The organism is Acinetobacter courvalinii (genome assembly GCF_014635545.1).
GTDB lineage: Bacteria > Pseudomonadota > Gammaproteobacteria > Pseudomonadales > Moraxellaceae > Acinetobacter > Acinetobacter courvalinii.
In genome coordinates this window covers 2,060,789-2,085,730 of record NZ_BMDA01000001.1, presented here as the reverse complement: position 1 = coordinate 2,085,730, position 24,942 = coordinate 2,060,789, and the positions used below count along the sequence as shown (strand labels likewise).

At 42.3% G+C, this 24,942-nt stretch carries 25 protein-coding genes; 14 read left to right on the top strand and 11 right to left on the bottom strand.

What is annotated here, in order from left to right; genetic code table 11:
* Nucleotides 1-87 precede the first annotated feature (87 nt).
* A complete protein-coding gene (gene rhtC, locus IEV39_RS09540) occupies nucleotides 88-705 on the top strand; it encodes a threonine export protein RhtC (RefSeq protein ID WP_005229055.1) in 618 nt (205 codons plus the stop codon).
* A gap of 76 nt (nucleotides 706-781) precedes the next feature.
* Here rhtC and IEV39_RS09535 read toward each other — a convergent pair whose 3' ends face one another.
* The 7 genes from IEV39_RS09535 to yihG form a co-directional block, all read right to left on the bottom strand.
* Entirely contained in the window at nucleotides 782-1,312 is a 531-nt protein-coding gene (locus IEV39_RS09535; RefSeq protein ID WP_005283975.1) for a hypothetical protein, read from the bottom strand.
* A gap of 156 nt (nucleotides 1,313-1,468) precedes the next feature.
* Nucleotides 1,469-1,756: a PA4642 family protein gene (locus IEV39_RS09530; protein ID WP_005283978.1), complete on the bottom strand. Its 288-nt coding sequence runs from the start codon at nucleotides 1,754-1,756 to the stop codon at nucleotides 1,469-1,471.
* Nucleotides 1,757-1,881: 125 nt separating this feature from the next.
* Entirely contained in the window at nucleotides 1,882-2,154 is a 273-nt protein-coding gene (minE, locus tag IEV39_RS09525; protein WP_004655180.1) for a cell division topological specificity factor MinE, read from the bottom strand.
* Nucleotides 2,155-2,156: 2 nt separating this feature from the next.
* The gene (gene minD, locus IEV39_RS09520; RefSeq protein WP_005229058.1) at nucleotides 2,157-2,969 is read right to left on the bottom strand and encodes a septum site-determining protein MinD; all 813 of its coding nucleotides are present in this window, start codon (nucleotides 2,967-2,969) and stop codon (nucleotides 2,157-2,159) included.
* Between the two features lie 65 nt (nucleotides 2,970-3,034).
* Complete coding sequence (gene minC, locus IEV39_RS09515) at nucleotides 3,035-3,754, bottom strand: septum site-determining protein MinC (protein ID WP_005283982.1); 720 nt, start codon at nucleotides 3,752-3,754, stop codon at nucleotides 3,035-3,037.
* 117 nt (nucleotides 3,755-3,871) lie between these two features.
* A complete protein-coding gene (locus IEV39_RS09510) occupies nucleotides 3,872-4,930 on the bottom strand; it encodes a hypothetical protein (RefSeq protein ID WP_005283985.1) in 1,059 nt (352 codons plus the stop codon).
* Nucleotides 4,931-4,954: 24 nt separating this feature from the next.
* The gene (gene yihG / locus IEV39_RS09505; RefSeq protein WP_005283989.1) at nucleotides 4,955-5,872 is read right to left on the bottom strand and encodes a 1-acylglycerol-3-phosphate O-acyltransferase, YihG family; all 918 of its coding nucleotides are present in this window, start codon (nucleotides 5,870-5,872) and stop codon (nucleotides 4,955-4,957) included.
* Nucleotides 5,873-6,252: 380 nt separating this feature from the next.
* Between yihG and IEV39_RS09500 the strand changes: the two genes are divergently transcribed.
* From IEV39_RS09500 to IEV39_RS09455, 10 genes are all read left to right on the top strand, one after another.
* Nucleotides 6,253-6,906 carry a YiaD family glycine zipper/OmpA-like lipoprotein gene (locus IEV39_RS09500; RefSeq protein ID WP_004770962.1) on the top strand — a complete coding sequence of 218 codons (654 nt, stop codon included), beginning with the start codon at nucleotides 6,253-6,255 and terminating at the stop codon, nucleotides 6,904-6,906.
* Nucleotides 6,907-7,103: 197 nt separating this feature from the next.
* Complete coding sequence (gene rep, locus IEV39_RS09495; protein WP_005229067.1) at nucleotides 7,104-9,143, top strand: DNA helicase Rep; 2,040 nt, start codon at nucleotides 7,104-7,106, stop codon at nucleotides 9,141-9,143.
* Between the two features lie 23 nt (nucleotides 9,144-9,166).
* The gene (gene dut / locus IEV39_RS09490; RefSeq protein ID WP_005229068.1) at nucleotides 9,167-9,619 is read left to right on the top strand and encodes a dUTP diphosphatase; all 453 of its coding nucleotides are present in this window, start codon (nucleotides 9,167-9,169) and stop codon (nucleotides 9,617-9,619) included.
* Between the two features lie 193 nt (nucleotides 9,620-9,812).
* Nucleotides 9,813-11,234, top strand: coding sequence for a phosphomannomutase/phosphoglucomutase (locus IEV39_RS09485; protein ID WP_005283992.1), 1,422 nt, complete (start codon nucleotides 9,813-9,815; stop codon nucleotides 11,232-11,234).
* A 13-nt stretch (nucleotides 11,235-11,247) separates the two neighbouring features.
* Nucleotides 11,248-12,147 (top strand): acetylglutamate kinase, encoded by a 900-nt coding sequence (gene argB, locus IEV39_RS09480; protein ID WP_005229070.1) that lies wholly within the window; start codon nucleotides 11,248-11,250, stop codon nucleotides 12,145-12,147.
* Nucleotides 12,148-12,273: 126 nt separating this feature from the next.
* Nucleotides 12,274-13,050 (top strand): GNAT family N-acetyltransferase, encoded by a 777-nt coding sequence (locus tag IEV39_RS09475; protein ID WP_005283995.1) that lies wholly within the window; start codon nucleotides 12,274-12,276, stop codon nucleotides 13,048-13,050.
* Nucleotides 13,051-13,149: 99 nt separating this feature from the next.
* Nucleotides 13,150-13,998 (top strand): class II glutamine amidotransferase, encoded by an 849-nt coding sequence (locus IEV39_RS09470; RefSeq protein WP_032867878.1) that lies wholly within the window; start codon nucleotides 13,150-13,152, stop codon nucleotides 13,996-13,998.
* 283 nt (nucleotides 13,999-14,281) lie between these two features.
* Complete coding sequence (locus IEV39_RS09465) at nucleotides 14,282-14,737, top strand: bacteriohemerythrin (RefSeq protein WP_005283998.1); 456 nt, start codon at nucleotides 14,282-14,284, stop codon at nucleotides 14,735-14,737.
* A gap of 247 nt (nucleotides 14,738-14,984) precedes the next feature.
* On the top strand, nucleotides 14,985-16,067 hold the full coding sequence (locus IEV39_RS09460) for an SLC5/6 family protein (protein WP_005284001.1): 1,083 nt from the start codon (nucleotides 14,985-14,987) through the stop codon (nucleotides 16,065-16,067).
* Nucleotides 16,068-16,391, top strand: a complete 324-nt coding sequence (locus IEV39_RS09455; protein ID WP_005284004.1) for an RnfH family protein — start codon at nucleotides 16,068-16,070, stop codon at nucleotides 16,389-16,391.
* A 53-nt stretch (nucleotides 16,392-16,444) separates the two neighbouring features.
* On the opposite strand, the gene IEV39_RS09450 is transcribed toward IEV39_RS09455, so the two are convergent.
* Nucleotides 16,445-16,843 carry an outer membrane protein assembly factor BamE gene (locus tag IEV39_RS09450; RefSeq protein ID WP_004655148.1) on the bottom strand — a complete coding sequence of 133 codons (399 nt, stop codon included), beginning with the start codon at nucleotides 16,841-16,843 and terminating at the stop codon, nucleotides 16,445-16,447.
* 111 nt (nucleotides 16,844-16,954) lie between these two features.
* Here IEV39_RS09450 and fur point away from each other — a divergent pair, with 111 nt between their 5' ends.
* The gene (fur, locus tag IEV39_RS09445) at nucleotides 16,955-17,392 is read left to right on the top strand and encodes a ferric iron uptake transcriptional regulator (protein WP_005284007.1); all 438 of its coding nucleotides are present in this window, start codon (nucleotides 16,955-16,957) and stop codon (nucleotides 17,390-17,392) included.
* Between the two features lie 97 nt (nucleotides 17,393-17,489).
* Here the strand turns inward: fur and IEV39_RS09440 are convergent, their stop codons facing one another.
* Complete coding sequence (locus IEV39_RS09440; RefSeq protein ID WP_004770977.1) at nucleotides 17,490-18,608, bottom strand: PilT/PilU family type 4a pilus ATPase; 1,119 nt, start codon at nucleotides 18,606-18,608, stop codon at nucleotides 17,490-17,492.
* A gap of 24 nt (nucleotides 18,609-18,632) precedes the next feature.
* Complete coding sequence (locus tag IEV39_RS09435) at nucleotides 18,633-19,670, bottom strand: type IV pilus twitching motility protein PilT (RefSeq protein WP_004770978.1); 1,038 nt, start codon at nucleotides 19,668-19,670, stop codon at nucleotides 18,633-18,635.
* Between the two features lie 127 nt (nucleotides 19,671-19,797).
* Between IEV39_RS09435 and IEV39_RS09430 the strand changes: the two genes are divergently transcribed.
* Both IEV39_RS09430 and IEV39_RS09425 read left to right on the top strand, forming a co-directional pair.
* Entirely contained in the window at nucleotides 19,798-20,484 is a 687-nt protein-coding gene (locus tag IEV39_RS09430) for a YggS family pyridoxal phosphate-dependent enzyme (protein ID WP_005284010.1), read from the top strand.
* A 46-nt stretch (nucleotides 20,485-20,530) separates the two neighbouring features.
* On the top strand, nucleotides 20,531-21,226 hold the full coding sequence (locus tag IEV39_RS09425) for a tetratricopeptide repeat protein (RefSeq protein ID WP_005284013.1): 696 nt from the start codon (nucleotides 20,531-20,533) through the stop codon (nucleotides 21,224-21,226).
* A gap of 115 nt (nucleotides 21,227-21,341) precedes the next feature.
* Here the strand turns inward: IEV39_RS09425 and IEV39_RS09420 are convergent, their stop codons facing one another.
* Nucleotides 21,342-24,938 carry an AAA family ATPase gene (locus IEV39_RS09420; protein ID WP_005284016.1) on the bottom strand — a complete coding sequence of 1,199 codons (3,597 nt, stop codon included), beginning with the start codon at nucleotides 24,936-24,938 and terminating at the stop codon, nucleotides 21,342-21,344.
* Nucleotides 24,939-24,942: the final 4 nt, after the last annotated feature.

The window sequence follows — 24,942 nt, the reverse complement described above, 5'->3', positions numbered from 1 at the left end:
TTGTTTTAGGTTTTCAAATTTTTATATGGTAAAAATCACGTTTTTTATATAAGCTTGCCCTTTAAAATCTCAACCTTGAGGTGAGTCGTGTTCGTTGCATTAACTACACTCATTTTTATTCATTTCTGTGCATTGATTACACCTGGACCTGACTTTTTCTTAGTCTCACAAACCGCAATTAGCCGCTCGCGCAAAGAAGCCTTGCTGGTGGTACTGGGGATTTGTCTAGGAGCAATGTTGTGGTCACTGCTTGCCTTGATGGGACTCAATATCATCTTTGAAAAAATGGCATGGCTTAAGCAAGGACTGTTGATCGCTGGCGGGCTATATTTGTGCTGGCTTGGTTTTCAAATGCTTCGCTCTGCTTTCTCTAAAAATAACCCAACTATAAATCCAATAAGCTTACCTCAGTCACCTTATTTATTTTTTATGAAAGGCTTGTTGACCAATCTTTCCAATCCTAAAGCCATTATCTATTTTGGCAGTGTCTTCTCACTGTTTCTGGCAAACCCACTATTTGACCAGCATCATTCATTACTTTTTATTATTGTTTCGATTGAAACGATTTTATGGTTTGTCCTGGTCGCTTTTGTATTTTCTCTGCCGACATTTCGCAATGCATACCAAAACTTTGCCAAATGGATTGATGGAGTTTCAGGCGGAATATTTACCTTACTCGGTATTTATCTGATCGGCAGCCGCTAATTCAGGGATAACAAAGCCTGCATCATGCAGGCTTTATGATATACGCCAATCTTATGGTCTTTTTAACCCTTAAACTTCAAGAAAAAAACCCTATCAATAAGAGTATCCAGAAGATAGACCCAATAATAATCACAAAAATTTGAGCAATATTAAATTTTTCCTGTATCACCGCATTGAGTTGATCATCCTGTTTTTTGGCATGATTAAGGGCTACAAAAGCGGGAATAAGGAACATAAAACTGACTGATGAAATTAACCAGTAAGGATCTGGTAAGTTGGCGAATATTAAGGCGAAAAGGATATAGCCGATATACATCCAGCCTGCAGAAAACTCCTGAACATCGCCTTGCGCTTTGGCATATTCCCGGATTTTCTTAAACAGGGAATATAAGAAGAAAATGGAAAAAATAGCTCGGGCAGCCGGCATGATATTTAAATGATCTTTAATTGCGAAAAAGCGCCATGCCTTAAAAATCCACCATAGCTCGTATAACCCTAAAGAAATAATTGATAAAAAGATAAACCTTTTTAAGCTAATAATGGTTAAATCGGCTAAATGATGGTTTACAGGATCAGTTTTAATTACAGTTGTGTTTTGATCAGTCATGGTCTTAGTTAGAATAGCTAAAATATAAAAATTGTATTATTAGTAATCTATTTATCAGAGAATTTAAGAAATATCATTATTTTAATTAAAAACCACATAATTTACGCTTCAATTTATTGATATTGATAAATTATGTGGCCTTTATTGTAGCGTTGATTAAGCAAACTTCGCTAAAACTTCCAGAAAACCCGCTTTCTGGCGAGGAAATTGTGCAATCACATCATGAATGCGTTGGCCTTCAGGATTGGTTGCATTCAAGTCACGGCCATCTGCCAAAAACTTGGTAAGCAAGCGCTCATAGTCATTTGGACGCATATGTTTGAAGGCATGGTAGAGCACATGAAAGTCGGCATTTACGCCAGCTGGAGGAAGCTGGTTAAGGTAGGCAAACACACGCTCATCTGACCATTCTTCATTGAAAGTTGCTGGCTGTGATAATGCCATGACAATCTCCTCAGTCTTATAAAATAATAAAGGCAAAATATGAGGCAGGATGAGAAAAGTCATACTTTTCAAATTCTGCGACGTATTTTGCCCTTATTTACGAAAAATCGCTAATGAAAAAACTTCTAACGATCTTCAGGTAAATTGATATTCATTTCTAGCATTTCAATGTTTGCTTCTGAACGAACCTGCATTTGAATATGCTGTTCATCCACCCCACGAACATAACGGCTGACGACCTGCATGATTTCTTTTTTCATTTGGTCGATTTTATCCTGGCCTAAGCGACGGCCCAAGCCTTGTTCAGATGCAACAATAACTTTTAAACGATCTTTGGCAGTTTGTGCACTTGATGGTTTTTCATCACTGCTAAAAAGTTTACTCCAGAATCCTGCCATAATTACGCTCCAAATAGTCTAGCTAACCAACCTTTTGGCTGTACTGCAATGTGTCGATAAGGACGGTCTTCGCCAAGGAAGCGAGCCACTAAGTCATCATAAGCTTGTCCAGCTTTTTCATCTGAATACAGAATCACGGGTTTACCTTCGTTTGATGCTTGAAGTACGCTTGGGCACTCAGGAATTACCCCTAAAGTCGGCACACGTAAAATATCTTTAGAAATATCGTCGATCGTTAACATTTCCTGTTTATCCGCACGTTCCGGATTGAAACGGGTGATACATAAATGCTTACGGATACGACCTTCGTTTTGTTCAACTTTTTTGGTCTTGCTATCAAGCATACCAATAATACGGTCAGAGTCACGTACTGATGAGATTTCAGGATTCGTCACAATGATCGCTTCATCGGCATGATACATGGCTAGAATCGCACCACGCTCGATACCTGCAGGCGAGTCACAGATGATGTAATCGAATTCTTGCGAAAGTTCGTCGATCACACGTGCTACACCATCATCACTCAACGCATCTTTATCGCGGGTTTGTGACGCAGGGAGAATATATAAGTTTTCAATATCTTTATCACGGATGAGTGCTTGTTGTAAGCGAGCTTCATTATTGATGACATTGACAAAGTCATAAACTACACGGCGTTCGCAGCCCATGATCAAATCAAGATTACGTAAACCCACATCGAAATCGATCACAACAGTTTTATGACCACGTAGGGCTAAACCTGTTGCAAAAGATGCACTTGTTGTAGTTTTACCTACACCACCTTTGCCTGACGTTACGACAACAATTTTGGCCACCGAATCCACTCCTATTTATGGTCATACGCCCCTAAAAGGGCTTTTTTGGTGTTTAATGAGATAAATTAAAACTGCAAGGCCTCAAATTCAAGTTCTTGCTTGTTATTTAAATAAATATGTACAGACTTTTTGATCATATCTTTGGGAATATCATCGGCTACACAATAGGTCCCTGCAATCGAGATGAGTTCGGCTTCTAGCGAATGGCAGAAAATACGTGCTGCAGCTTGTCCACCTGCACCTGCAATGACTCTACCACGAGCATTGCCATAAATGTGAATATTTCCAGATGCAATTACTTCCGAACCACTATTCATGCCTGCATTTAAAATGATATCACCTTGATCTTGCACCAAACATTGGCCTGTACGCAAAATTTCATCATGATACGAGCTGATATAGGCATTCGATGTGTTTTTTTGTGGTGTTTGTATTGCTGAATTATCTGCGGCTTTTGCCGGAGCAGGATCAACCACCTGTTCTTTTGAGGCCTTGATACGTTGCAACGGCTGATCGACAGGTAGTACTGGGAATTGAATGGCGCGGGCTTCATCACCCAAGATGCCGTCAATCACCGCCATCGGCTGTAAACCCAGATCAATCAAGAGTTGAATCAAGGCAATCAGTTCTTGCTCAACCGTACTGTCAATAATGACCAGGGTACCGATATAGGAACCTTCATTCAGGGTGCTGGTAAGTTGCTGTCGGATTGCATTATGGTCATTTGTGTCGAACGTGAGTCGACTAAAATTCACCATTCTGCCCGTAATCCGTATATCAGCCATAATTTATCCTTCAGGGCTTTTTAAGCGCTCTATATGTGTTAAAGCAGTTGTAAATAAAAGCAAATGCTAGAACAAATTACACGAATTCTCTAGCTCGATTGGTAATTTTTCTTGTAATCATTCTGCTTTTTTATCCAATTGATCAGTTTCTTGCAAAGTTTGCTGCCATTGCTTCACTTTTACTTGTTTTCTGATCGCTTCCAGACTTTCAAATACCACCGATTCGACCAGTTTTTCCAGATATTGATTATCAATATTCAACTGGCTGACCTGCTCGGCAATATATTGATAATTTGCATTTGGCCGCTGAGCTGATCCCGCTATAAAAGGATCAATCAAACCAGCCGTGATATTCTCACCTAAACGTTGACCAATACTTTGAATCTGTTGTTCGATTCTTCCCCCCACAATCGGGATCAAGCGTAACAGTTGCGTCAGTTCGGGCGTATCTTCAATGGCCTGATTGACAATAACGCCCACTTTCTGGGTAATCAGAGGTTGCTGTTGTTGTAATGCTGCAGCGAGCGACTCCTGTAGCATCGAGGCCAAGGTCACCGTAAACAGTTGTCGATGATGATCGACCAGATCATGAATAATTTTTTTATGATGCGAACTGGTTTGCAGTTCATGGCGGATTCCGTCAATCACGGTAATCACGACACGATCTGATAATTCTTCCATGATCACGCGATAATAAAACACGGCTTTGATGCGAATGCCGTCTGGTACGACTTTATAACCGAGTTCATATAAACGGTAAGCAATCACGCCTGCACGGAACAAACGTAAAAAACGGAAATAGGGAATGATCGCCAGAATTTCATACCAGTGTACAAAAGGAAAGAACCACCAGCGTGCATGGTGTTTTTGCACAATCGACAGAAACCAGCGAATCACCAGTTCAACAATTAAAAAGATAATAAACCAGGCTTCGGTGGTAATCACCCACGGGTGTAGATGAGTCCGGTAAAACTCCAGCACCGTCGGAAGCTGGATGGTATTAAAAAACCAGCTCCCAATATTGCTCATCAGGAAAAAGTTCATGCCCAAGCAGAACAGGTTAAAAACAATAATAAAGACCATAAAAATGTCATAGACCAGAAACAGCTTGAAGAACTTGCTGTTCGGATTGACATAGTTATATTTAGAGTTGTTTCCTGAGTCCGGCTGGGTCATGTCTTACTACAATTCCTTGTGCAACTATTGCTGGTATCTGGCTTTCATTTGGCTAATCAGCTGGTCTTTTTCAGTCCAGATCTGGTCCACCCATTTTTGGAAGCGTTCACGGTAAACCGGGTCATCTTCATAATGACCACCCAGTACCCAGTCTGGAATTTCAATCTTACGTAAATCTACAGCGATACGAGACACATCACCGAGCCAGAATTCGCCGTAACCCGGCGCACCGTCTGGATAAACAATGGTCATGTCGACCAAAGCATCAATTTTATCGCCGAGAATATTCAGTGCTAAAGCCAGACCACCGGCTTTAGGTTTAAGCAGGTTCTGATAAGGGGATTGCTGTGCAGTATGTTTTTCAGGGGTAAAGCGAGTTCCTTCTAAATAGTTGAGTAAGGTAAAAGGCTGACTGAGTAACTGTTCACAGGCTTTACGTGCTTCCAGCATATCACGCGATTTGAGTTCCGGATTCTTTGCGATTTGCTCTTTGGTGTGACGTTTCATCATCGGGAAGCCGAGGATTTTGAATGCCTGCCCGACAAATGGAATAAAAATGAGTTCCCATTTGGTAAAGAAGCGGGTCAGCGGCATACGGGTTAGGCCAAAATATTGATTGACTGTGGTATCGACCCAGCTTTGATGGTTGCAGATCATCATATATCGGCCCTGCAAATTCAGGTCAAGGCTTTCATCAATGCTGATATCCCAGTGTAGATCTGGCAATACATTGTCAATTAACCAGTTATTTACCCCGAGCCAGCTGTTGGTGATCTGAATATTGGTTTCGTCTACTTTTGATGATTTTTTAAATAATTTGGTTAAACCTAATGCCAGGACAGGAGGACCATGAAAAAATGTACTGCCTGTAATCACTGAACTAACGGTTAATCCTTTACTGACTTTTTGCAATAAGGACGCTTTTTTATTGGCGTTAGACATAAATCGAGCCTTGAGTGCAGAGGTTTGAAAAATGAGATGTTCCAACTATAAACAACAGATGTTGAAATACAACTGTATATTTTCAGAAGTTGACAATTTTTATATATTTAAACGGCATAAAGCTACTTTTTCCGATTAAATACCGGTTTTCCCTGGTTGAGATCAGAAAAGGTATCCGTGTGATGAGGGTCACATAAAAAAAATATTGTGTGAAAAGCATAAACATGAAGAAATTGTGATGCTTTATTCAAGTAAAATGCATCAAAATATTACAAAAATACAAATAAAGTGTTTATTATTAACAAAATATCAATGGTCTAGGGCCGTTTTCTCATTCATTATTTGTCCAGACAACAAAATACATAGACAGGAGCTACGCAATGCGTGCATTAGTAATTTCAACACTCGTAGGGGCTGGATTGGTACTTTCTGGTTGCCAAACGACTGGTAATAACATCGGTGGCGTAGAATATGACAAATCTGCTTTAGGTGCATTAATTGGTGCAGCAGCAGGTTATGGCGTATCTAAAGGTAACGCAAATACAAGTAAACAAAACAACCGTGCTGCGGCAATCGGTGCTGTTCTTGGTGCTGCTGGTGGTTTATATCTCGACAATAAAGAGAAAAAATTACGTGAGCAAATGGCTGGTACTGGCGTAGAAGTAGGTCGTAACCCAGATGGTTCTGTTCAGTTAATTATGCCGGGTAGCATTACTTTTGATACTAACAAATCAAACATCAAACCTAACTTCTACAGCACTTTAAACAAAGTAGCGCAAACTTTAGGTGAAGATAACAAGAGTGCGATCTTGGTAACGGGTTATACAGATAATACCGGTAACGATTCAATCAACATCCCATTATCTCAAGCACGTGCGCAATCAGTGAAGAACTACTTAGCTGGTCAAGGCGTATCTTCTAGCCGTATCGATGCGCAAGGTTATGGTTCTTCTAACCCGATCGCTTCAAACGCGACTGCTGCTGGTAAAGAGCAAAACCGTCGTGTAGAAATCAGCATTTATGCAAAACAGTAATTTTTACTGATTTCTAAAAAACCACCTTCGGGTGGTTTTTTTATTGTCTATCCAGTCAGGCGACAAGCCGTGGCGCAGCATTTGTACAAGGCATCATAATTTATACATATCCCTGGATTTACTATTGGGTTTCTAAAACATAGATGTCTATAATTGTGCTCGAAAAATCAGGCTCGGAAACGAGAGAGGAATAACCAATGTCATCTGCCAGTCAACTTAATGACAAGCAACTTGAAGCCATGAAATATGTTCAGGGGCCTTTGTTGGTACTCGCAGGTGCAGGTTCGGGTAAAACATCGGTGATTACCCGAAAAGTGGCTTTCCTAGTACAGCAATGTGGCATTCCAGCCTACCGTATTACCGCAATGACCTTTACCAATAAGGCCGCACGTGAAATGAAGGAGCGTGTCGGTAAATTACTGTCACGTGAAGAAGCAAAAGGACTTTCGGTTTCGACCTTCCATACTTTTGGTTTGAATTTACTCCGTCTCGAATTAAAACACTTACCGCTTAAAAACAACTTTTCTATCTTAGATGCGGACGACTGTAAGCGAATCCTGATGGATTTGATGCAGCGTGACAACTTGTCAGGGGCAGAGAGTAAAGAGCTGCTGGCCAAGGCAATGAAGAAAATTTCGGACTGGAAAAATGACCTGATCGTTCCAGAACAAGCCCATTCAACTTGTGAAACGGTTGAAGACGTCCAGTTTGCCCATCTTTATCAGCTGTATGAGCGTAACTTGCGTGCCTATAACGCGGTAGACTTTGATGACCTGATTGTCATGCCGACACGTTTGCTTCAGGAAAATGCTGAAGTACGGGATAAATGGCAAAACCGTGTTCGCTATTTGCTGGTCGATGAATATCAGGATACCAACACTGCGCAATATACTCTGGTCAAGCTATTGGTTGGGGTGATGGGGCAGTTCACTGCCGTAGGTGACGATGACCAGTCGATTTATGCATGGCGTGGTGCCAAGCCTGAAAATATGGCGTTATTGAAAGAAGACTTCCATAATCTCAAAGTGATTAAGCTTGAACAGAATTATCGCTCGACCAGTCGTATTTTAAAAGCGGCCAATGCCGTAATTGAGAATAACCCGCATATTTTCGACAAGAAATTGTGGAGTGATAAGGGGCATGGTGAAAGCATTCGCGTGATTACCTGCTTAAATGACGATGATGAAGCAGAGCGCGTGGTGAAAGACCTGATCACGCATAAGTTGATGAACGGTAAAAACTGGAAAGATTATGCGATCTTGTATCGTGGTAACTTCCAGGCTCGCGTAATCGAAACCCAACTGCGCCAGATGCAGATTCCTTATAAATTGTCGGGTGGTCAGTCCTTCTTCGCGCGTGCCGAGATTAAGGATGTGATGAGCTATTTGCGTCTTATCATTAACCCTGAAGATGACAGTGCATTCTTGCGTATTATTAATACGCCAAAACGTGCCATTGGCCCGGTGACTTTGGAAAAACTCGGTTTATTTGCACAGGAGAATACCCTGTCTTTGCTTACGGCATCGTCTGATCAGCGCCTAAGCATGGTGTTGCCGAAGAAAGCGGCCACCCAATTGCATGAGTTTGCAGATTTTATCGCGACATTTACCCGTGAGTTACTTGATGATGATGAGCCGATGCCAAAGGTTCGTCAAATGATCAATGAAGCGGGCTATATCGATTATATCCGCGAACAGGCCGCAACACCTGCCCAGGAAAAAACCAAGCTCGACAGTATCGAAAGTTTGTATAGCAGTATTCAAAACCTGTTGAATCGAACCGATGATGTCGATGAGAAAAATATTGAAAGTGTAATTCGCAAACTGGTATTGCTGGATATGCTCGAGCAGCAACAGGAAGAAGAAGACACCGATAAGGTGAACTTGTTGACGTTGCATGCGGCAAAGGGGCTGGAGTTTCCTTATGTGTATATGATCGGTCTAGAAGAAGAACTGTTACCGCATAAGAACTCGATTGCATCGGAAACCATCGAAGAAGAACGCCGTTTGATGTATGTGGGCATTACCCGTGCGCGTCAGGGCTTAACTTTGACTCTGGCAGAACAGCGTAAGAATGGCGGGCAAATGCGTCAAATGACCCCAAGTCGTTTCCTAGATGAAATGCCGCAAGACGATCTGGAATGGCATGGCCGTAAAAAGAAACTGGCACCGAATGTCGATCCAAAAGAGCAGGCGCAGCAGTATCTTGCCAATTTAAAAGCATTGTTGAAACGATAAAAGTTTGTAAGTAGGAAGTTGTAATGAAAGTCCAAGTTAAAGTATTAGATGCGCGTTTAGGTCAAGAGTGGGCTTTGCCTTCTTATGCCACCACAGGTTCGGCAGGTTTAGATTTACGTGCATGTTTAGATGCAGCGATTGATATTGCACCAGGTGAAACGGTTCTAGTGAAAACCGGTTTGGCGATTTATATCGAAGATCCAAACTTTGCAGGTTTGATTTTACCGCGTTCAGGTCTAGGTCATAAACACGGGATCGTTTTAGGCAACCTGGTCGGTTTGATTGATTCAGATTATCAAGGCGAATTGATGGTCTCGGTCTGGAACCGTGGTCAAAACACCTTCCGTTTAGAGCCAGGTGAGCGTTTGGCACAATATGTGCTGGTACCTGTGGTACAAGCTGAGTTTGAACAAGTCAGTGAATTTGTGGCTACCGAGCGTGGTGCGGGTGGTTTTGGACATACTGGTCAACAATAAGTTTCCGGTAAATATCACTTAAAATGCAATGTTTTACTGGAAAACGTTGCATTTTTCATATTGATTGTTTGTTTAAAGTATATTACAAAGCAACTGATTAATTATTTTAATTTTTCTGAACAAGGGTTAGTTAATTACTTAATAATTTCGCCATCTTGCATAATCAGAATGATTATAAAAATAGGGGCTTGCTGTGAATATACAACAAACTTTTCCTTTGAATATTTTCCGTGCCTACGATATTCGCGGAAAACTTTCAAATCTCACGCCAAATATTATTTGTTCAATTGCGCATGCCCTGGCGTTACACTATAAAAATGCTGGACAGCATCAGGTTGTGGTCGGGTATGATGCGCGATTAAGTAGTCCTCATTATGCTGAAATTATTCAGCACGTTCTTCAGCAACAAGGATTGCAAGTCACCAATATCGGTTGCTGCTCATCGCCAATGATGTATTACATTGCCCGGGATTTTGGTGGGAATGGCATTATGGTCACCGCCAGTCATAATCCAAAGTCCGATAACGGCATTAAATGGATTGTGAAAGGGGAGCCTCCGAGCCCAGAGATGATTCAATCCGTCGGACAGCTTGCCCAGATTTCCCAACCAGCCGCAAATGAAAATTTCTCCGCCGATATTCGCCCGCATCAGATCATTTCTCAATATTGTTTACCTTACCAACAGTCTTTAATTGATGATATTGATCTGGCACGTCCCTTAAAAGTAGCTTTGGATGGTTTACATGGCTCGGCAGGCCGTTGTGCAAAACAAGTGCTGGAAAAGTTAGGCTGTGAGGTGATCGCATTACGTTGCGAAGCCAATGGACATTTCCCTGATCATGCACCCGATCCTTCCCATGCCGAGCATTTAAAGCAGTTACAGGCGGTGATCCTGTCAGAGCAGGCGGAACTGGGTATTGCCCTGGATGGAGATGGGGATCGGGTCGTATTGCTGGATCAGCAGGCAAATATTATTAGCCCTGACCGGTTGTTGTCCCTATTTGCACAAATCTGTTTACAGCAGCATCCGCAAAAAGAAATTGTATTTGATGTGAAATGCTCGCGTATGGTGGCGGATACGGTTCAGCAACTGGCAGGTCAGGCTAAAATGATCCGTACTGGCAGCAGCTTCTTACGGGCCTATTTATCTCAATCCAAAGGTGCGGCCGTTTTTGGCGGAGAATATGCAGGTCATTACGTCTTTAATGACGGACGTGGCTATGGCTATGATGACGGCCTCTATGCGGCCCTGCGGGTGATGGAATATCTGACTCAATCCACCGCAAAAAGCTTGTCTGAATTACTGAGTATTTATCCTGAACGTTACTGTACAGAAGATACCTATATCAGTACCCATGATGCCAACCCGCAACAGGTTTTAAATGAAATAGAGATTTTAAGTCACCGTTTAGGCGCACGTTTAAGTAAAATAGATGGGGTAAGACTTGATTTTGACGATGGTTTTGGCATTATTCGAGCATCAAATACGGGTGAATATTTTACCGTCCGCTTCGATGCAGACAATCCGGACCGGTTAATCGATATTCGCCAGAAGTTTGTTTCCATGTTGCAAGATCATTATCCACAGATTGCACAAGAACTCGCACAGGCTTAATAAGGAGAGACGCATGCCACATGAACATATCGGCATTGATAAAGCAAAAATTTTGATTGAAGCTTTGCCGTATATCCAACGATTTGCAGGAAAAACGTTGGTTGTAAAATATGGTGGTAATGCGATGACTGATCCTGAACTGGAAAGTTCATTTGCCCGTGACATCGTGTTATTAAAAACAGTCGGTTTAAACCCGATCGTTGTACATGGTGGCGGTCCACAAGTGGATTCATTATTAAAACGTCTCGGGCAGGAATCTGACCGTATTGATGGCATGCGCGTAACAGATGAAGCGACCATGGAAGTGGTTGAGATGGTATTGGGCGGTAGTGTCAACAAATCGATTGTGAACCTGATTAACAAACATGGTGGTCGTGCCATCGGTTTAACTGGTAAAGATGGCAACCTATTGCGTGCGCGTAAGTTATTGATGGAAAAGCAGGAAGCGGATGGTTCCATTTCGCAAATTGACTTGGGGATGGTGGGTGAAGTCACAGGTGTGAAAACCGACGTCCTTGAAATGTTTACCCAAAGTGATTTTATTCCTGTGATTGCACCGCTAGGTGTCGATGAAGAAGGCAATACCTATAATATTAATGCAGACCTTGTAGCTGGAAAGGTTGCAGAAGCCTTAGGTGCAGAAAAACTGATTTTATTGACCAATATCAGTGGCGTACTGGATGAAAATAAGAACCTGTTGACAGGTTTGACCACGCAAGAAGTTGATCGTCTGATTGAAACCGGTGTGATTTACGGTGGCATGATTCCAAAAGTGGGTTGTGCACTCGATGCGGTAAAAGGTGGTGTAGTAAGTGCGCATATCGTTGATGGACGAGTACCGCATGCAAGTTTGTTGGAAATCTTTACCGATCATGGGGTAGGAACTTTAATTACCAATCGGGTCAAGCATTAATTCTGCCGATTAAAAAATTGAGGCCTGAATAGGGCCTCTTTTTTTCGTCATGTGTTGTTCATGTTTTAGTCATCTCAATGTCATTTACACGCTTTAAGGTAAAGCTAGTCATAAGGAGCTTTCATTATGCTAGAAAAATTAAATCAATATCGCCAGACATTGACTTTACCTTTACGCCACAAACCAGCTCAAAACCAGTTCCGTTTTGAATGGGTGGATAATTTAAAAGAATTACAAGATGTACAACGTTTTAGAGCGACGCAATTTAGCCATCAGTTTGGCATGTCTTTTGAAGACGGTTTAGATCAGGACCTGTATGATTTTGGCTGTGAACATGCCGTTTTACGTGAGAAGTGGACAGGTGAAATTGTTGCCTATACCCGCTTGAAATTATTTCAAGGCCATGAAATCGGGCAGAGCTACAGCGCGCAAGAATTTGAAATTGTTCCGCATTTATCACATTTACCGAGTGTTTTAGAAATTGGTCGAACCTGTGTTCACCCTCAATTTCGTTCTGGTAAAGCACTCTCCATGCTATGGTTGAATCTGGTGCCTAAAGTATTATGGTCAATGCGTGCCAAATATTTAATGGGCTGTGTCAGTATCCATTTAGATGATAATCTGGCCCGTACTTATTATACCCATCGCCAGATTCAGCAACTAGGTGAGCATCAAAGTATTGATATTCGCTCAAAGCGTATATTTGAACCAGAACGTCCTGACTATAGCTTTCCACAAGATGAGCGCATGCCAAAACTATTCCAGACCTATTTGGGTATGCAGTCGAAACTTTCAAAACAGGCATTTTATGATGAAGACTTTAAATGTCTGGATTATTTTGTGTTTCTGGAAGTGAACAAGATTGCCATGTCTTTTGTCATGAACAAAATGGTGCAGCGTTAGTGCTTTATCATTCTTAATCTAATAGTGAGCACATATTCAGATTTACAAGCGATCTCAACCTCATGCACAATAGGCATAGATGTTAGATAGTTAAAAGATATGTGCCAGCTATTAGGAATGAATTGTGCTACCCCGACAGATATTACCTTTTCGTTTCGTGGGTTTTCCCAACGAGCAGGGGTCACGTCTGATCATTGTGATGGTTTTGGTATCGCATTCTTTGAAGATAAGGCTTGCCGCCTATTTGTCGATAACCAGTCTGCAGTCGAATCTCCGATTGCCGATCTGATTCGTAACTATCCGATCAAATCTCGTAATGTCATTGCGCATATCCGTAAAGCGACTCAAGGCAAAATCAATCTGGAGAACTCACATCCTTTCTTGCGAGAGTTGTGGGGCCGACACTGGATTTTTGCCCATAATGGCGATTTGCATGACTTTAAACCTGAATTAAGCGGTCGTTTCGAACCGGTTGGTAATACCGATAGTGAACTGGCATTTTGCTATTTACTCGATCAGATGGTTGAGGCATTTGGTTATACCGAGCCAAGTTTAGAAGAAATTTTTTCATTATTGCAGCGCATTTCTCCACAAATTGCCGAGCATGGAACTTTCAATTTTTGTTTGTCCAATGGCAAGGCGCTGTATAGCTATGCCACCACCAAATTGCACTGGCTGGTACGCGAATACCCTTTCCAGCATGCACACTTAATTGATCTCGATGTCGAAGTTGATTTTAGTCAGGTCACGACGCCTGACGATCGTGTGGCAGTGATTACCACAGAACCTTTAACGCATAACGAAGCGTGGACTGCCTACCAGCCGGGGGAAATGATCTTATTTCAGTGTGGCAAACCGATTTTGCATGCTTTAACCCGAGTCGAGCGTTTAATCCGCGAGGCAGAAAATCCAGCATTAAAACGAATCACCAAAGCAGACCAATATTAATATCGAAGATATAACCAGAATATATGTTTTAACTGTTTTTATTAAAAAAATTAGTACTCATTTTTCTGGTTATATCAATAAAATTAGATAGATAGTTTTCTTACTGGTTAAAAAATACTTGAGTGTTTTGATCGGTAAAAATATTAAATTAAATATAAAACAATAGTTTATTATGTTTTTTTAATAAAAAATGCAAACCTGACAAAAATGCTGCGTTTTTATTTAAATACTTTACCGATATTATATCCGTATTCAATAAATCAAATATGGTTTGGGGTTCGATATGGGTATGAAATGGTCTGTCGAATATAATACAGGAATCGAGGTGATCGATGATCAACATCGTCGTATTCTAGATTATATTAATGAAATTGATGAATTAAAAGAAGAAGATGATCGTGCAAAGTTAAAGGGGATTCTGGATAATATTATTGATTATACCCAGTCTCATTTTACCTTTGAAGAAAGTTTGCAGGAAGAAGCAAATTATAAATATCGTGTGCCGCATAAACGGGTACATGACTTATTTATCAAAAAGATAGAGACTTATCGTCAGCGTTTTGAATTGGGGCAGGAAATTGATAGTGAGCTACATGAAGCACTATCAAAGTGGTTGATTAATCATATTCGTCATGATGATGCCGATTATGTCGGTGCCGTCAAAGAAAATATGATTGGTATTATTAAAGAAAATGAAAAGAAAAAAGGGAAGAACTGGTTTTCTCGATTCTTCTCATAATAATAAGATAATAAAAAAAGATCCCTTGTTATAAATAATAATAAGGTTGGTATGAGTGATATACAGGGGGTCGAATGAATAAAATAATAACTGGTGCGCAGCAAATCATCTTGACGAGGTGATTTGCTTTTTTCTTTTGCGATCTTTTGTTTTGATTTTCAAGCGTGAGAAAGGCAAAATAGATTGAATATTTCATTGCAAACACCATAAAGCGCAATGAGTTCAAAGATTTTTCAAGGAATGCATTATGCAGGACACAACTCTGTCACGCTGGTTTGCCCCAGTGATGGCGTTTTGCCTATCTTTTGTCATGATTACCACATTGGCACCGACGGTGGGTATCCAGATTGATCGTCAATTCGATTTCTGGTTGCTCTGGTTAGGGACCATGATTTTATTGGCACTGCCAATCGGCTATCTTGAAATCGCTTTAGCGAAGCGTTCACAAACCACTGCATTGCAAGCCCTTTCAAGCCTGACCCGTGATGCCGATGCTTCACCAAAATGGCGCCTGGTTGGCTGGTTAGCAGTTGTTTTCGTCCCGTTTTTTGCAGGTAGCGTATTAAGCACTGCAAGCCATGTGGTGAATGCGCAACTGGCATCTAATATTTCGAGTCAGATCCTGTTCGCGATTCTTGCGCTTGTGGCATTTGCACTTTCTTTTATTCCTCGTCAATTCCTGATTGCTTTGACCACCATTGGTGTGGTTGCTGCGTTCGTTCTTGCTAATGTGATGGGCACCCAGTTACAGGCTTGGCACTGGACAGGTGTGGAGTTTAGCGAGTGGGGCAATGCGACCGTGCTGGCCTTGGTCGCAAGTGGTCTAGGTTTGGGCTTATATTGGCAGAGTAGTCTGGCGATAGTGAAAAAGCAGGAAGCTGCAACCACTTCAGTGTTGCCGATCTGGATAGCTCAACTGCTTGCCGTGATTGCATTTGGTTTCTTCTCGATTCAGGCTCAGTTGCCTGCGTTGGCCTGGGGTTTTGCTGCCCTGATGTCAGCTGCTTTATTAATCCAGTTTGCAAAAGAGCAACTGGCGCAGCGCCAGCTGGCGGTTGTAGTGCAATGGGCAATTTTACTTGCAGCCGTTGTTGTATGGGCAGTGCCTCAAGTTGAGCAAGTTTTTAATACTGTATTGATGCTATGGGGACTGGTCATTTGCCTGATCTATGCCTTGTTTGCGGGCTGGATCATGAAGATCAGTCATCTGCGTAAAGCCATGGGCTTTAGCAATGAGCTGTTCTATAACCTGTGGCGTATTGCGATCCGTATTGTGTTACCCCTTTCAATTGTGGTCGCGATTATTGCAGTGATCGGGCAAGTGATTTAAATGGAACCGATCAAACAAGTCTGGGTGGCTTACACCACACCTGAGCAGCAGTTTCATCTTAGGGTTGCATTCAGTGAGGGAATGACGGCTCAGCAGGCGATTGATGCCAGTGGCTTAGCCGAGCAGGTGTGCCTGCCAGAAGTTTTACATTTGGGAATTTTTGGTAGCAAGATTGAAGCTGAGACTGTGCTACAGGCCGGGGACCGGGTCGAGATCTATCGTCCCTTAACCATTAATCCCAAAGATATTCGCCGTAAACGGGCAGAAAAGAATCCAGTTGGACGATTTATCAAGGGTAATCGCTTTAGACCATCAAGCTCATAAAGAAAACCCCTCACGATTCTCTCGATGAGGGGTTTCTTTTTACGGCAAAGCCGTTATAGTGGGGGCGCAGTCAAAATCGCTTCTTTTGATGCCGGTAAACCAGGTTGTGATTCTGGAATCGTATCCAAGCCTTCCAGACGTTCGACATTACCATTCGCATCAAAATAAACTTTCAAATGCTGGCCATGTGCCGCAGGTATTTTTGCTTTTTTCGCATAGGTACCCGGGATGTAGTTGTAGATGTAGTCCCAACGTTGTGGATTCAGTGGATCTGTCACTGTTGGACTACCCAGCAAGAAACGGACTTGCTGAAAGCTCATGCCCACTTGTACTTGAGATGCTTGTGCTTTGGTTAATGGTGTTCCCTGTGGAATATCGACTTTATAAACACCAAAGACTGAACAACCGCTAAGTACTGAAGTGACGAACAACGCCAGCATGATTTTTTGCATTTTGCTACACTATCCTGATAAATGATGATGCATTTGGTTCAAGGATAGATCATACTGCATCTAAACTCTATTGCCTATTCCAACTTAAGATTTGTTGAGAGACCTTTTTTTATGCCGATTTCCAATCAAGACTTACGCAAAGCTGGACTTAAAGTTACCCTTCCTCGTATTAAGATTTTGGAATTATTAGAAAATTCAAAACAACATCATTTAAGTGCTGAAGATATTTATAAAACTTTGCTTGAGCAAGGTGAAGATGTAGGTCTAGCAACGGTTTACCGTGTGTTAACACAATTCGAAGCTGCCGGTATCATTCAGCGTCACCATTTTGAAAACAACCATTCTGTTTTTGAAATCATGCAGGAAGATCATCATGATCACCTTGTATGCTTGAACTGTAACAAAGTTGTTGAATTTACAAATGATATTATTGAGCAAGAGCAACATGCGGTTGCTGATAAGCATCAATTTGCCTTAACGGGCCATTCTTTAAACCTTTACGGCTATTGCAGTGATACAGAATGCCAAGAGGCTTATCGTAAAAAATAAGCTGAGTTGAGTTAACATTTTTAAAGTTCACGAAAAATGAACAAATAAAAAGGGAAGGTTACAAAAACCTTCCCTTTTTTTAATGGCTTAGTTTGAACTATTGCCCATCGAAGGTAATGTTACGGCTGGCACTCAATAACTGGTCTGCGCCTTCCTCGGAAAGTTTGATGGTGAGACGCAAGTCGTTTGGCGAATCGGCATGCTTTAAGGCATCTTTGTAGGTGATCTGACCTGCCTTATAAAGGTCGAATAGGGCTTGGTCAAAGGTCTGCATACCTAACTCACGTGAACGCTTCATCAGATCTTTAATCTCGTGAATTTCACCCTTACGGATATAGTCGGCCAGAAGCGGGGTGTTAATCAGAATCTCAATCGCAGCACGACGTGAATTACCATCAGGTGTAGGAATTAGCTGCTGCGCCACTAACGCTTTTAAGTTCAGCGACAAGTCCATATACAGCTGACTGTGACGATCCGCTTCAAAGAAGTGAATAATACGATCCAATGCCTGGTTGGCATTGTTGGCGTGCAGGGTCGCGAGTACCAAGTGTCCTGTTTCTGCGAAGGCAATCGCGTAGTCCATGGTTTCACGCGAACGGATCTCTCCAATCAGGATCACATCCGGTGCCTGACGTAGAGTATTTTTCAAGGCCACTTCAAATGAGTCGGTATCAATGCCGACTTCGCGCTGCGTTACAATGCAACCTGCATGTTGGTGTACGAATTCGATCGGGTCTTCAATGGTAATAATATGGCCTTTGGAATTCTGGTTACGGAAACCGATCATCGAAGCAAGGGAAGTCGACTTACCTGTACCTGTTGCCCCTACAAAAATGATGATGCCGCGTTTGGTCATCGCCAGTTCTTTCAGCACTTCTGGCAGTTTCAGGTCATCCATGGTGGGGATGTGGGTCTCGATCTTACGCAGAACCATGCCCGGCATATCACGTTGCTGAAAAGCACTGACACGGAAACGGGCTGTTTTTTCGCGATTCATGATCGCGAAGTTACATTCACGGGTATCGGCAAATTCTTTACGCTGTTTGTCCGTCATGATGGACTGTACCAGTTGACCGACGATTTCCCCAGACAGCTTAGTTTTTGAAACAGGGACAATCTGCCCGTTAATTTTCATTGAAGGTTCAACATCCGCCGTGACAAATAAGTCTGACGCATTCTGCTGAATCATCAAATTGAGTAAGTCATTAAAGTCCATGATATTTCTCTAATCCATTTATTTTTATAGGAATGACTCGGGTTGTTTCGCCACGGTACGTGCCGTTTGCGGACTGATTAAACCTTTGGACACCAATGTTTTCAAACTTTGATCCAAGGTGGTCATACCGTAGTTGGCACCTGTCTGGATCGCTGAGTACATTTGCGCGACTTTATTTTCACGCACAAGGTTACGAATTGCCGGAATCCCGATCATGATTTCATGTGCAGCCACACGGCCACCGCCGTTCTTTTTCAATAAGGTTTGTGAAATCACCGCTTGTAGAGATTCAGACAACATGGCACGCACCATATCTTTTTCTTCAGCAGGGAATACGTCGATGACACGGTCAATGGTTTTTGCGGCAGAGGTGGTATGCAGGGTACCAAACACCAAGTGACCGGTTTCCGCAGCGGTCAATGCCAGTCGAATGGTTTCCAGGTCACGCATCTCACCGACCAGAATAATATCCGGATCTTCACGTAGGGCAGAGCGCAGTGCGGCATTAAAGCCATGTGTATCACGGTGTACTTCACGCTGGTTGATCAGGCATTTCTTCGACTGGTGTACAAATTCGATTGGATCTTCTACCGTGAGGATATGGTCATAACGGTTTTCATTAATATAGTCGATCATTGCTGCAAGGGTGGTTGACTTACCCGAACCTGTCGGGCCTGTCACCAACACAATTCCACGTGGATAATCACAGATTTCCTTGAAAATTGTACCGAGGCCTAAATCTTCCATGGTCAGGACTTTAGAAGGAATGGTACGGAACACGGCACCAGCGCCACGGTTCTGGTTGAAGGCATTGACACGGAAACGGGCAATATTCGGTACTTCAAATGAAAAGTCAGTTTCTAGGTCTTCTTCAAAATCACGACGTTGTTTATCATTCATAATGTCATACACTAGACGGTGTACATCTTTATGTTCCAGTGCTGGCAAGTTGATACGACGGACTTCACCATCTACGCGAATCATCGGAGGCATACCTGCTGACAGGTGTAAATCTGACGCACCGTTTTTAACCGAAAAGGCGAGTAATTCTGTAATATCCATAATTTCCCCGAAACAAACTCAAAAAGTCTCATTATTTTGTAGAATAATATAAGGCTTTCATTCCGGCTTACCAACACCTTAAAGAATGGGAAAGCAAAAAAACATTTCGTAAATGAGAACTGTGTCAATGAATCAATCGCAACAATCCCGCCAAACTGTTTTAAATCAAATAGAACACGCCTGTCAGCAAGTTCAGCGAGATCCTGCGACTGTGCAATTGTTAGCCGTTTCAAAGACTCATCCTGCATCAAGCTTACGAGACATGTACGCAGTGGGGCAGCGTTGTTTTGGTGAAAACTATCTACAGGAAGCCTTGGAAAAAATTGAGGAACTACGGGACTTAGAAATTGAATGGCATTTTATTGGGCATGTACAGCGCAATAAAACCAAGCATCTGGCTGAGAAATTTGACTGGGTGCATGGGGTTGACCGTTTGATTATTGCCGAGCGTCTATCTGGCCAGCGTCTGGAATCGCAAGCGCCGTTAAATATTTGTCTACAAGTGAATATTGATGGACAAGATTCAAAAGATGGTTGCCAGCCAGAACAAGTGGCTGAACTGGTTCAGCACATCAGCCAGCTTCCACATATCCGTTTACGTGGCTTGATGGTCATTCCTGCGCCTGAAAATCATGCTGCATTTGCAGATGCTAAAGCACTATTTGATCAGGTGAAAGCCTTGCATGCACAGCCGCAAGATTGGGATACTTTGAGTATGGGGATGTCGGCTGATTTGGAAGCTGCGATTGCAGCGGGTTCTACGATGGTAAGAATAGGAACTGCATTGTTTGGTGCAAGGGATTATAGCGTCTAGAGATTAATTATATATTTGAATCTACTTTATTTTTTGAGGGGTAAATATGAATTTTTTAAAAAAAAGTTTAATAATCACGATTTTTAGTTTAGCAATCAACACAATGGTTCATGCAGATAATATTGATTTGCAAACTCTAACAGAGCAAGCGGAACAGGGGGATGCAGTTGCTCAATATAATTTAGGGATAATGTATCACAACGGGGCAGGCGTTGCTCAAAATTATACTAAAGCAATAGAATTGCTTAATCAGGCAGCTGATCAAGGTCTTATGCAAGCTCAATATGATTTGGGGTATATGTATGTTCAGAACCTAGAAAACGTACCTATGAATTATGAGAAGGCAGCTGCATGGTTTACTAAGGCTGCGAATCAAGGTTCTGCAAGAGCTCAGTATGGTTTGGGTTTATTGTATCGTAATGGACAAGGTGTTACCCAAGATTATACTAAGGCAGTTGAATTATATATTTTAGCTGCAAATCAGGGACTTGCAGAGGCCCAAAATAATTTGTCGATAATGTATGGTAGAGGTTTAGGAGTCCCACAAAGCAATTCTAAAGCTAAAGAGTGGCTTTCAAGAGCAGCAGAAAATGGAAGTGCGAGTGCACAATATAATATTGCAAAAATGTACCATGATGGTACGGATGGTTTCCCTCGTAACTTAAATGAAGCTAAAAAGTGGTATAAAAAATCTGCCGATAATGGAAATGTATTGGCAAAAAAAGCATTAGAGAATATGTAGTTTTGAAGCAGAAAGATAATAAGTTTGATTTGAACTTAACCTTATTATATTTAGTAAAAGGTTAAGTCCATTAACTTTCTTTCTAAAGCATTAGGAGGAAAGTAATATTTCAGTTTTAGCCCACTACTTCAATCCGACTCGAGCCTGAACCAACTGGTTGAACCTGAATCTGTACAGGAATCCGTTCATGCATTTCCTGAATATGCGAAATTAAGATTACTTTACGACCTTGGCTTTGCAATTGATCCAGCGCATTCATCACCATGTGCAATGATGACGCATCCAGCGTCCCAAAACCTTCATCAATAAACAGTGATTCGATTTTCATAGAACCCGAGGCCATATTGGCTATCGCCAAGGAAATCGCGAGGGCGGTGAGGAAAGATTCTCCACCTGAGAGTGAAGCCACCGAACGGATTTCGCCATCCATATCATGGTCGATAATCGCCAGACTGAGCGAGTTATCCAGACGTTTTAGAGTGTAACGCTGTGACAGCATTGCCAATTGCTGATTGGCATATTCCAGCAAAATATCCAGATTATACTGTTGGGCCAAATCACGGAAATCTTTGCCCTTAGAATCGCCAATCAGGCTCGAAATCTTATTCCAGCGATGCTCCTGTTGCTGAATTTGCTGGATCTGCTCGGCAAACTGTTTTTGCTTGGCAAGATTTTGCTGATGCAGTTCCAGCTGAACTTTATATTGATCGCGTTGTTCAAGCTGCTGTTGCAGTTTGTCCTGATTTAACTGAATCAGCTCAGACAGCTGTTCCTGCTGGATCTCAGGCTGTTGTTGTTGATGCTCGTTTAATTGCTGTTGTGCAGTTTTGAGCGCATAGGCAGCTTCGCTGAGAACACGCTCTGCATTTTGCAGCGTTAAGCGAATCTGCTGTTCCTGTGTAGACGAAATGGCCAGCAACTGACTCAGCTGCAGCTCTTCAAACTGGGTATGCTGCGTCAGCCATGCATTAATTTCGTTGTTACATTGAGTCAATGCATGCTGATTGTGCTGATGCTGGGCTTTGAGCTGTTCCAGTTCATTCTTGTGTTGCTCAAAGTTTTGTCGTGCCAGTTCGAAATTCTGTTTAAGTTGCTGGTATTGATGCTGCACCTGCTGTCGTTGCTGATCATGCTGATGAAACCATTCATTGGCTTTGAGTTCGGTTGAACCGGCCATGGCCTGAATGAGTTGATTGGCAGATTCACTATTTTGTTGACCCTTTTTCGCAATGTCCTGCAATTGCTCAGTCAGTTCAGCATGTTGGGTATTCAAGCCATTCAGATTTGATATGAATAAATTGAGCTGTTGAGTGCTGTGCTGTTGTTGTTTGCTGAGTCCATCCGCATGATCAAGCTGTTGCAGGCGTTGTTTTAAACGCTGCACAATTTGTTGTGAGTGGGCTAGCGGTTGTTCCAGCCAAAGTGTTTTCTCATTGATTTCCAGACAATCTACAATATGCTGAATCTGTTGTTGTAATTGCTGTACGTTTTCAAGTTGATAAGCCGTATTTTGAATAGACTGATTTAAATGAAGCTGCTGTTTGCTGGCCTGGCTGAGCTGGTGTAATTCCTGCTCAAGCTGTTGTTTTGTCTGTGTAGATTGAGTGCTTAAGCCTTGCAGGTAAACTTCAAGTTCAGGTTGCGCCACATTCAAATCGAGTTGGATCTGGGTTTGAGCCAAATAGTGCTGTAATTCTTGCTGTTGCGTGTTTAGCTTGTTCTGGGCCTGTTGTAAGGCATTTTGCTGCTGCTTTTGCTCGGATTGCAGTTGGGTAAATTGCTGCTGTGTATGCTGCCATTGTTGAAAACATTGCTGTTCTTGCTGTAAAGCCTGTTGTTCCTGCTGTTGTTGTAATGCAAATAAGGCCTTAGACACTGGACTTTCATCATCACGATAGGGATGCTCGGTACTGCCACAGACCAGACAGGCTTCACCTTGTTTCAGTTCAGCACGTAAATGTTCAACATTTTCTGCGTGTAACAGGCGTTGCTGTTGCAGAATATGTTGTAATTTTTCCCGTTCGTTTTTTGCGGCCTGAAATTCACTTTCCGCTTTTTGAGTATTTTGCTCAAGCTGTTGAGATTGGTGTTGCAGTGCCCCCAGGGTTTGTTTGAGTGCTGAGGCTTCATTTTTTAATTGAAAATGATGCTGTAATTTTTGCTGAATCACATCCAGTTGATTCAGTTGAGTCAACAATTGCTCTTTTTGTGCCTGTTTTTGTTCTAGCCTAGACTCAATCTGCTGCGGGCTACCAAACTGTGTAATCAATTGAGCAATTAGGTTTTTATCTTGCTCAAGTTTGACCTGAGCCTGTTGAATATTCCCAAGGGTATTTTCAACTTTTTGATAATGCTGAATAAACTGTTCGAGCTGCTGTACATGGGCATGCAGACCCTTATCCAAAACCGAGAAGTGGCCACTGTGCTGTAATTGCTCAATACAGGTTGCCTGTTGTGTACTCAAATTCTGAATATGTTGCTCAAGCTGTTGCTGCTGTTGCAGTAGAGGCTGTTGCTGAGTTTCAACATGTGCCAGTCTGCTTTTGGTCTTTTTATAATCTTCTGCAATATAGTCCCGTTCCTGCACATATTTACGAACCTGATTCAACTCATCTTGATGTTGCAACTCAAAATTCTGAAACTGTTGTAGCGCCGTTTCTGCTTGCGTATAGCGGACTTTTTCCTGCTCAAACGCTGAGGTAAAGCGACTAAAATCTTGCTGTTTCTGCTGCAGTTGTGGTTCAAGTTGTTGCAGTGTTTTTTGGATTTGCTGCTGTTGAAAAGCAACAGGGCGAATCTCGGAAAAGATATCCAGTTGTTCGAGCAGTTGGCGATCTGTTGCTAATCCAGCATGGGCATTGAGTTGCGTCTCATGCTGCTGTTGTTTGAAGATAACTTCACTTTTAAGCTTTTGTTGCTGCTCAAACCACTGTTGTTGTTGTTTAAGCTGGTTTCGCTCGTTCTCAAGTTGCTGGACTTGTTGTTGGAGCTGTTGAAACTGAGCCTGTAATTCGGCAACTTCCTCATCGGAACGAATTTCGATATGGCCTAAAACATTTTCCAGCTGTTTGCGCTGATTGGTGATTTCTCGGGTCTTTTCAAAGGCCAGTTGTCCAATTTTGGCAAAGATACTGGAATTGGTCAGATACTCCAGCAATTCGCCCCGTTCGGTATCACGAGCTTTTAAAAATGCCGTGACCTCAGACTGCGCCAGTAAAACGGCGCGGGTAAACTGTTCAAAACTGAGTTGGGTAATCTGCTGGATATGGCTTTCGACGGCTTTGGTCTTGTCTGCTACTACTACACCGTCGGTGAGACATTTAAGCGAGCGCTGCACACTTTGCAGTTTCCCACTGGCATTTTCACGAGCACGTTTAATTTCCCAACGCGCCTGATAATGTTTTTGGTCTTGTGCTACAAAACACAGTTCAGCAAAGCCGTGTCCTGTACCACGACGTAAAACGGTCAGGGGAGAGTTGGTCAGTAGCTCCGAACCATCCACATCCAGAAGCTTGCCATCACTTTCTTTAAGGCGGGGAATTTTATTAAACAAGGCCAGACACATGGCATCTAAAATGGTGGATTTACCAGCCCCAGTTTTGCCGACAACGGCGATCAGTCCCGCATTGGCCAAAGGGTCGCATTCAAAATCAATAAAGTGTTCGCCTGCAAGAGATGCCAGATTTTTTAGCCGAATCGATAAAATTTTCATGGCA

Excerpts from the sequence above, each read along its gene's own strand:
- IEV39_RS09510 (WP_005283985.1), bottom strand. The coding sequence starts at position 4,930 with ATGACCCAGCCGGACTCAGGAAACAACTCTAAATATAACTATGTCAAT.
- IEV39_RS09460 (WP_005284001.1), top strand. The coding sequence starts at position 14,985 with ATGCAGGACACAACTCTGTCACGCTGGTTTGCCCCAGTGATGGCGTTT.
- IEV39_RS09420 (WP_005284016.1), bottom strand. The coding sequence starts at position 24,938 with ATGAAAATTTTATCGATTCGGCTAAAAAATCTGGCATCTCTTGCAGGC.
- IEV39_RS09430 (WP_005284010.1), top strand. The coding sequence starts at position 19,798 with ATGAATCAATCGCAACAATCCCGCCAAACTGTTTTAAATCAAATAGAA.
- IEV39_RS09535 (WP_005283975.1), bottom strand. The coding sequence starts at position 1,312 with ATGACTGATCAAAACACAACTGTAATTAAAACTGATCCTGTAAACCAT.
- IEV39_RS09440 (WP_004770977.1), bottom strand. The coding sequence starts at position 18,608 with ATGGACTTTAATGACTTACTCAATTTGATGATTCAGCAGAATGCGTCA.
- IEV39_RS09470 (WP_032867878.1), top strand. The coding sequence starts at position 13,150 with ATGTGCCAGCTATTAGGAATGAATTGTGCTACCCCGACAGATATTACC.
- fur (WP_005284007.1), top strand. The coding sequence starts at position 16,955 with ATGCCGATTTCCAATCAAGACTTACGCAAAGCTGGACTTAAAGTTACC.
- minE (WP_004655180.1), bottom strand. The coding sequence starts at position 2,154 with ATGGCAGGATTCTGGAGTAAACTTTTTAGCAGTGATGAAAAACCATCA.
- minC (WP_005283982.1), bottom strand. The coding sequence starts at position 3,754 with ATGGCTGATATACGGATTACGGGCAGAATGGTGAATTTTAGTCGACTC.
- IEV39_RS09500 (WP_004770962.1), top strand. The coding sequence starts at position 6,253 with ATGCGTGCATTAGTAATTTCAACACTCGTAGGGGCTGGATTGGTACTT.
- IEV39_RS09450 (WP_004655148.1), bottom strand. The coding sequence starts at position 16,843 with ATGCAAAAAATCATGCTGGCGTTGTTCGTCACTTCAGTACTTAGCGGT.
- IEV39_RS09530 (WP_005283978.1), bottom strand. The coding sequence starts at position 1,756 with ATGGCATTATCACAGCCAGCAACTTTCAATGAAGAATGGTCAGATGAG.
- IEV39_RS09425 (WP_005284013.1), top strand. The coding sequence starts at position 20,531 with ATGAATTTTTTAAAAAAAAGTTTAATAATCACGATTTTTAGTTTAGCA.
- rep (WP_005229067.1), top strand. The coding sequence starts at position 7,104 with ATGTCATCTGCCAGTCAACTTAATGACAAGCAACTTGAAGCCATGAAA.
- IEV39_RS09435 (WP_004770978.1), bottom strand. The coding sequence starts at position 19,670 with ATGGATATTACAGAATTACTCGCCTTTTCGGTTAAAAACGGTGCGTCA.
- yihG (WP_005283989.1), bottom strand. The coding sequence starts at position 5,872 with ATGTCTAACGCCAATAAAAAAGCGTCCTTATTGCAAAAAGTCAGTAAA.
- IEV39_RS09475 (WP_005283995.1), top strand. The coding sequence starts at position 12,274 with ATGCTAGAAAAATTAAATCAATATCGCCAGACATTGACTTTACCTTTA.
- IEV39_RS09455 (WP_005284004.1), top strand. The coding sequence starts at position 16,068 with ATGGAACCGATCAAACAAGTCTGGGTGGCTTACACCACACCTGAGCAG.
- argB (WP_005229070.1), top strand. The coding sequence starts at position 11,248 with ATGCCACATGAACATATCGGCATTGATAAAGCAAAAATTTTGATTGAA.
- dut (WP_005229068.1), top strand. The coding sequence starts at position 9,167 with ATGAAAGTCCAAGTTAAAGTATTAGATGCGCGTTTAGGTCAAGAGTGG.
- IEV39_RS09465 (WP_005283998.1), top strand. The coding sequence starts at position 14,282 with ATGGGTATGAAATGGTCTGTCGAATATAATACAGGAATCGAGGTGATC.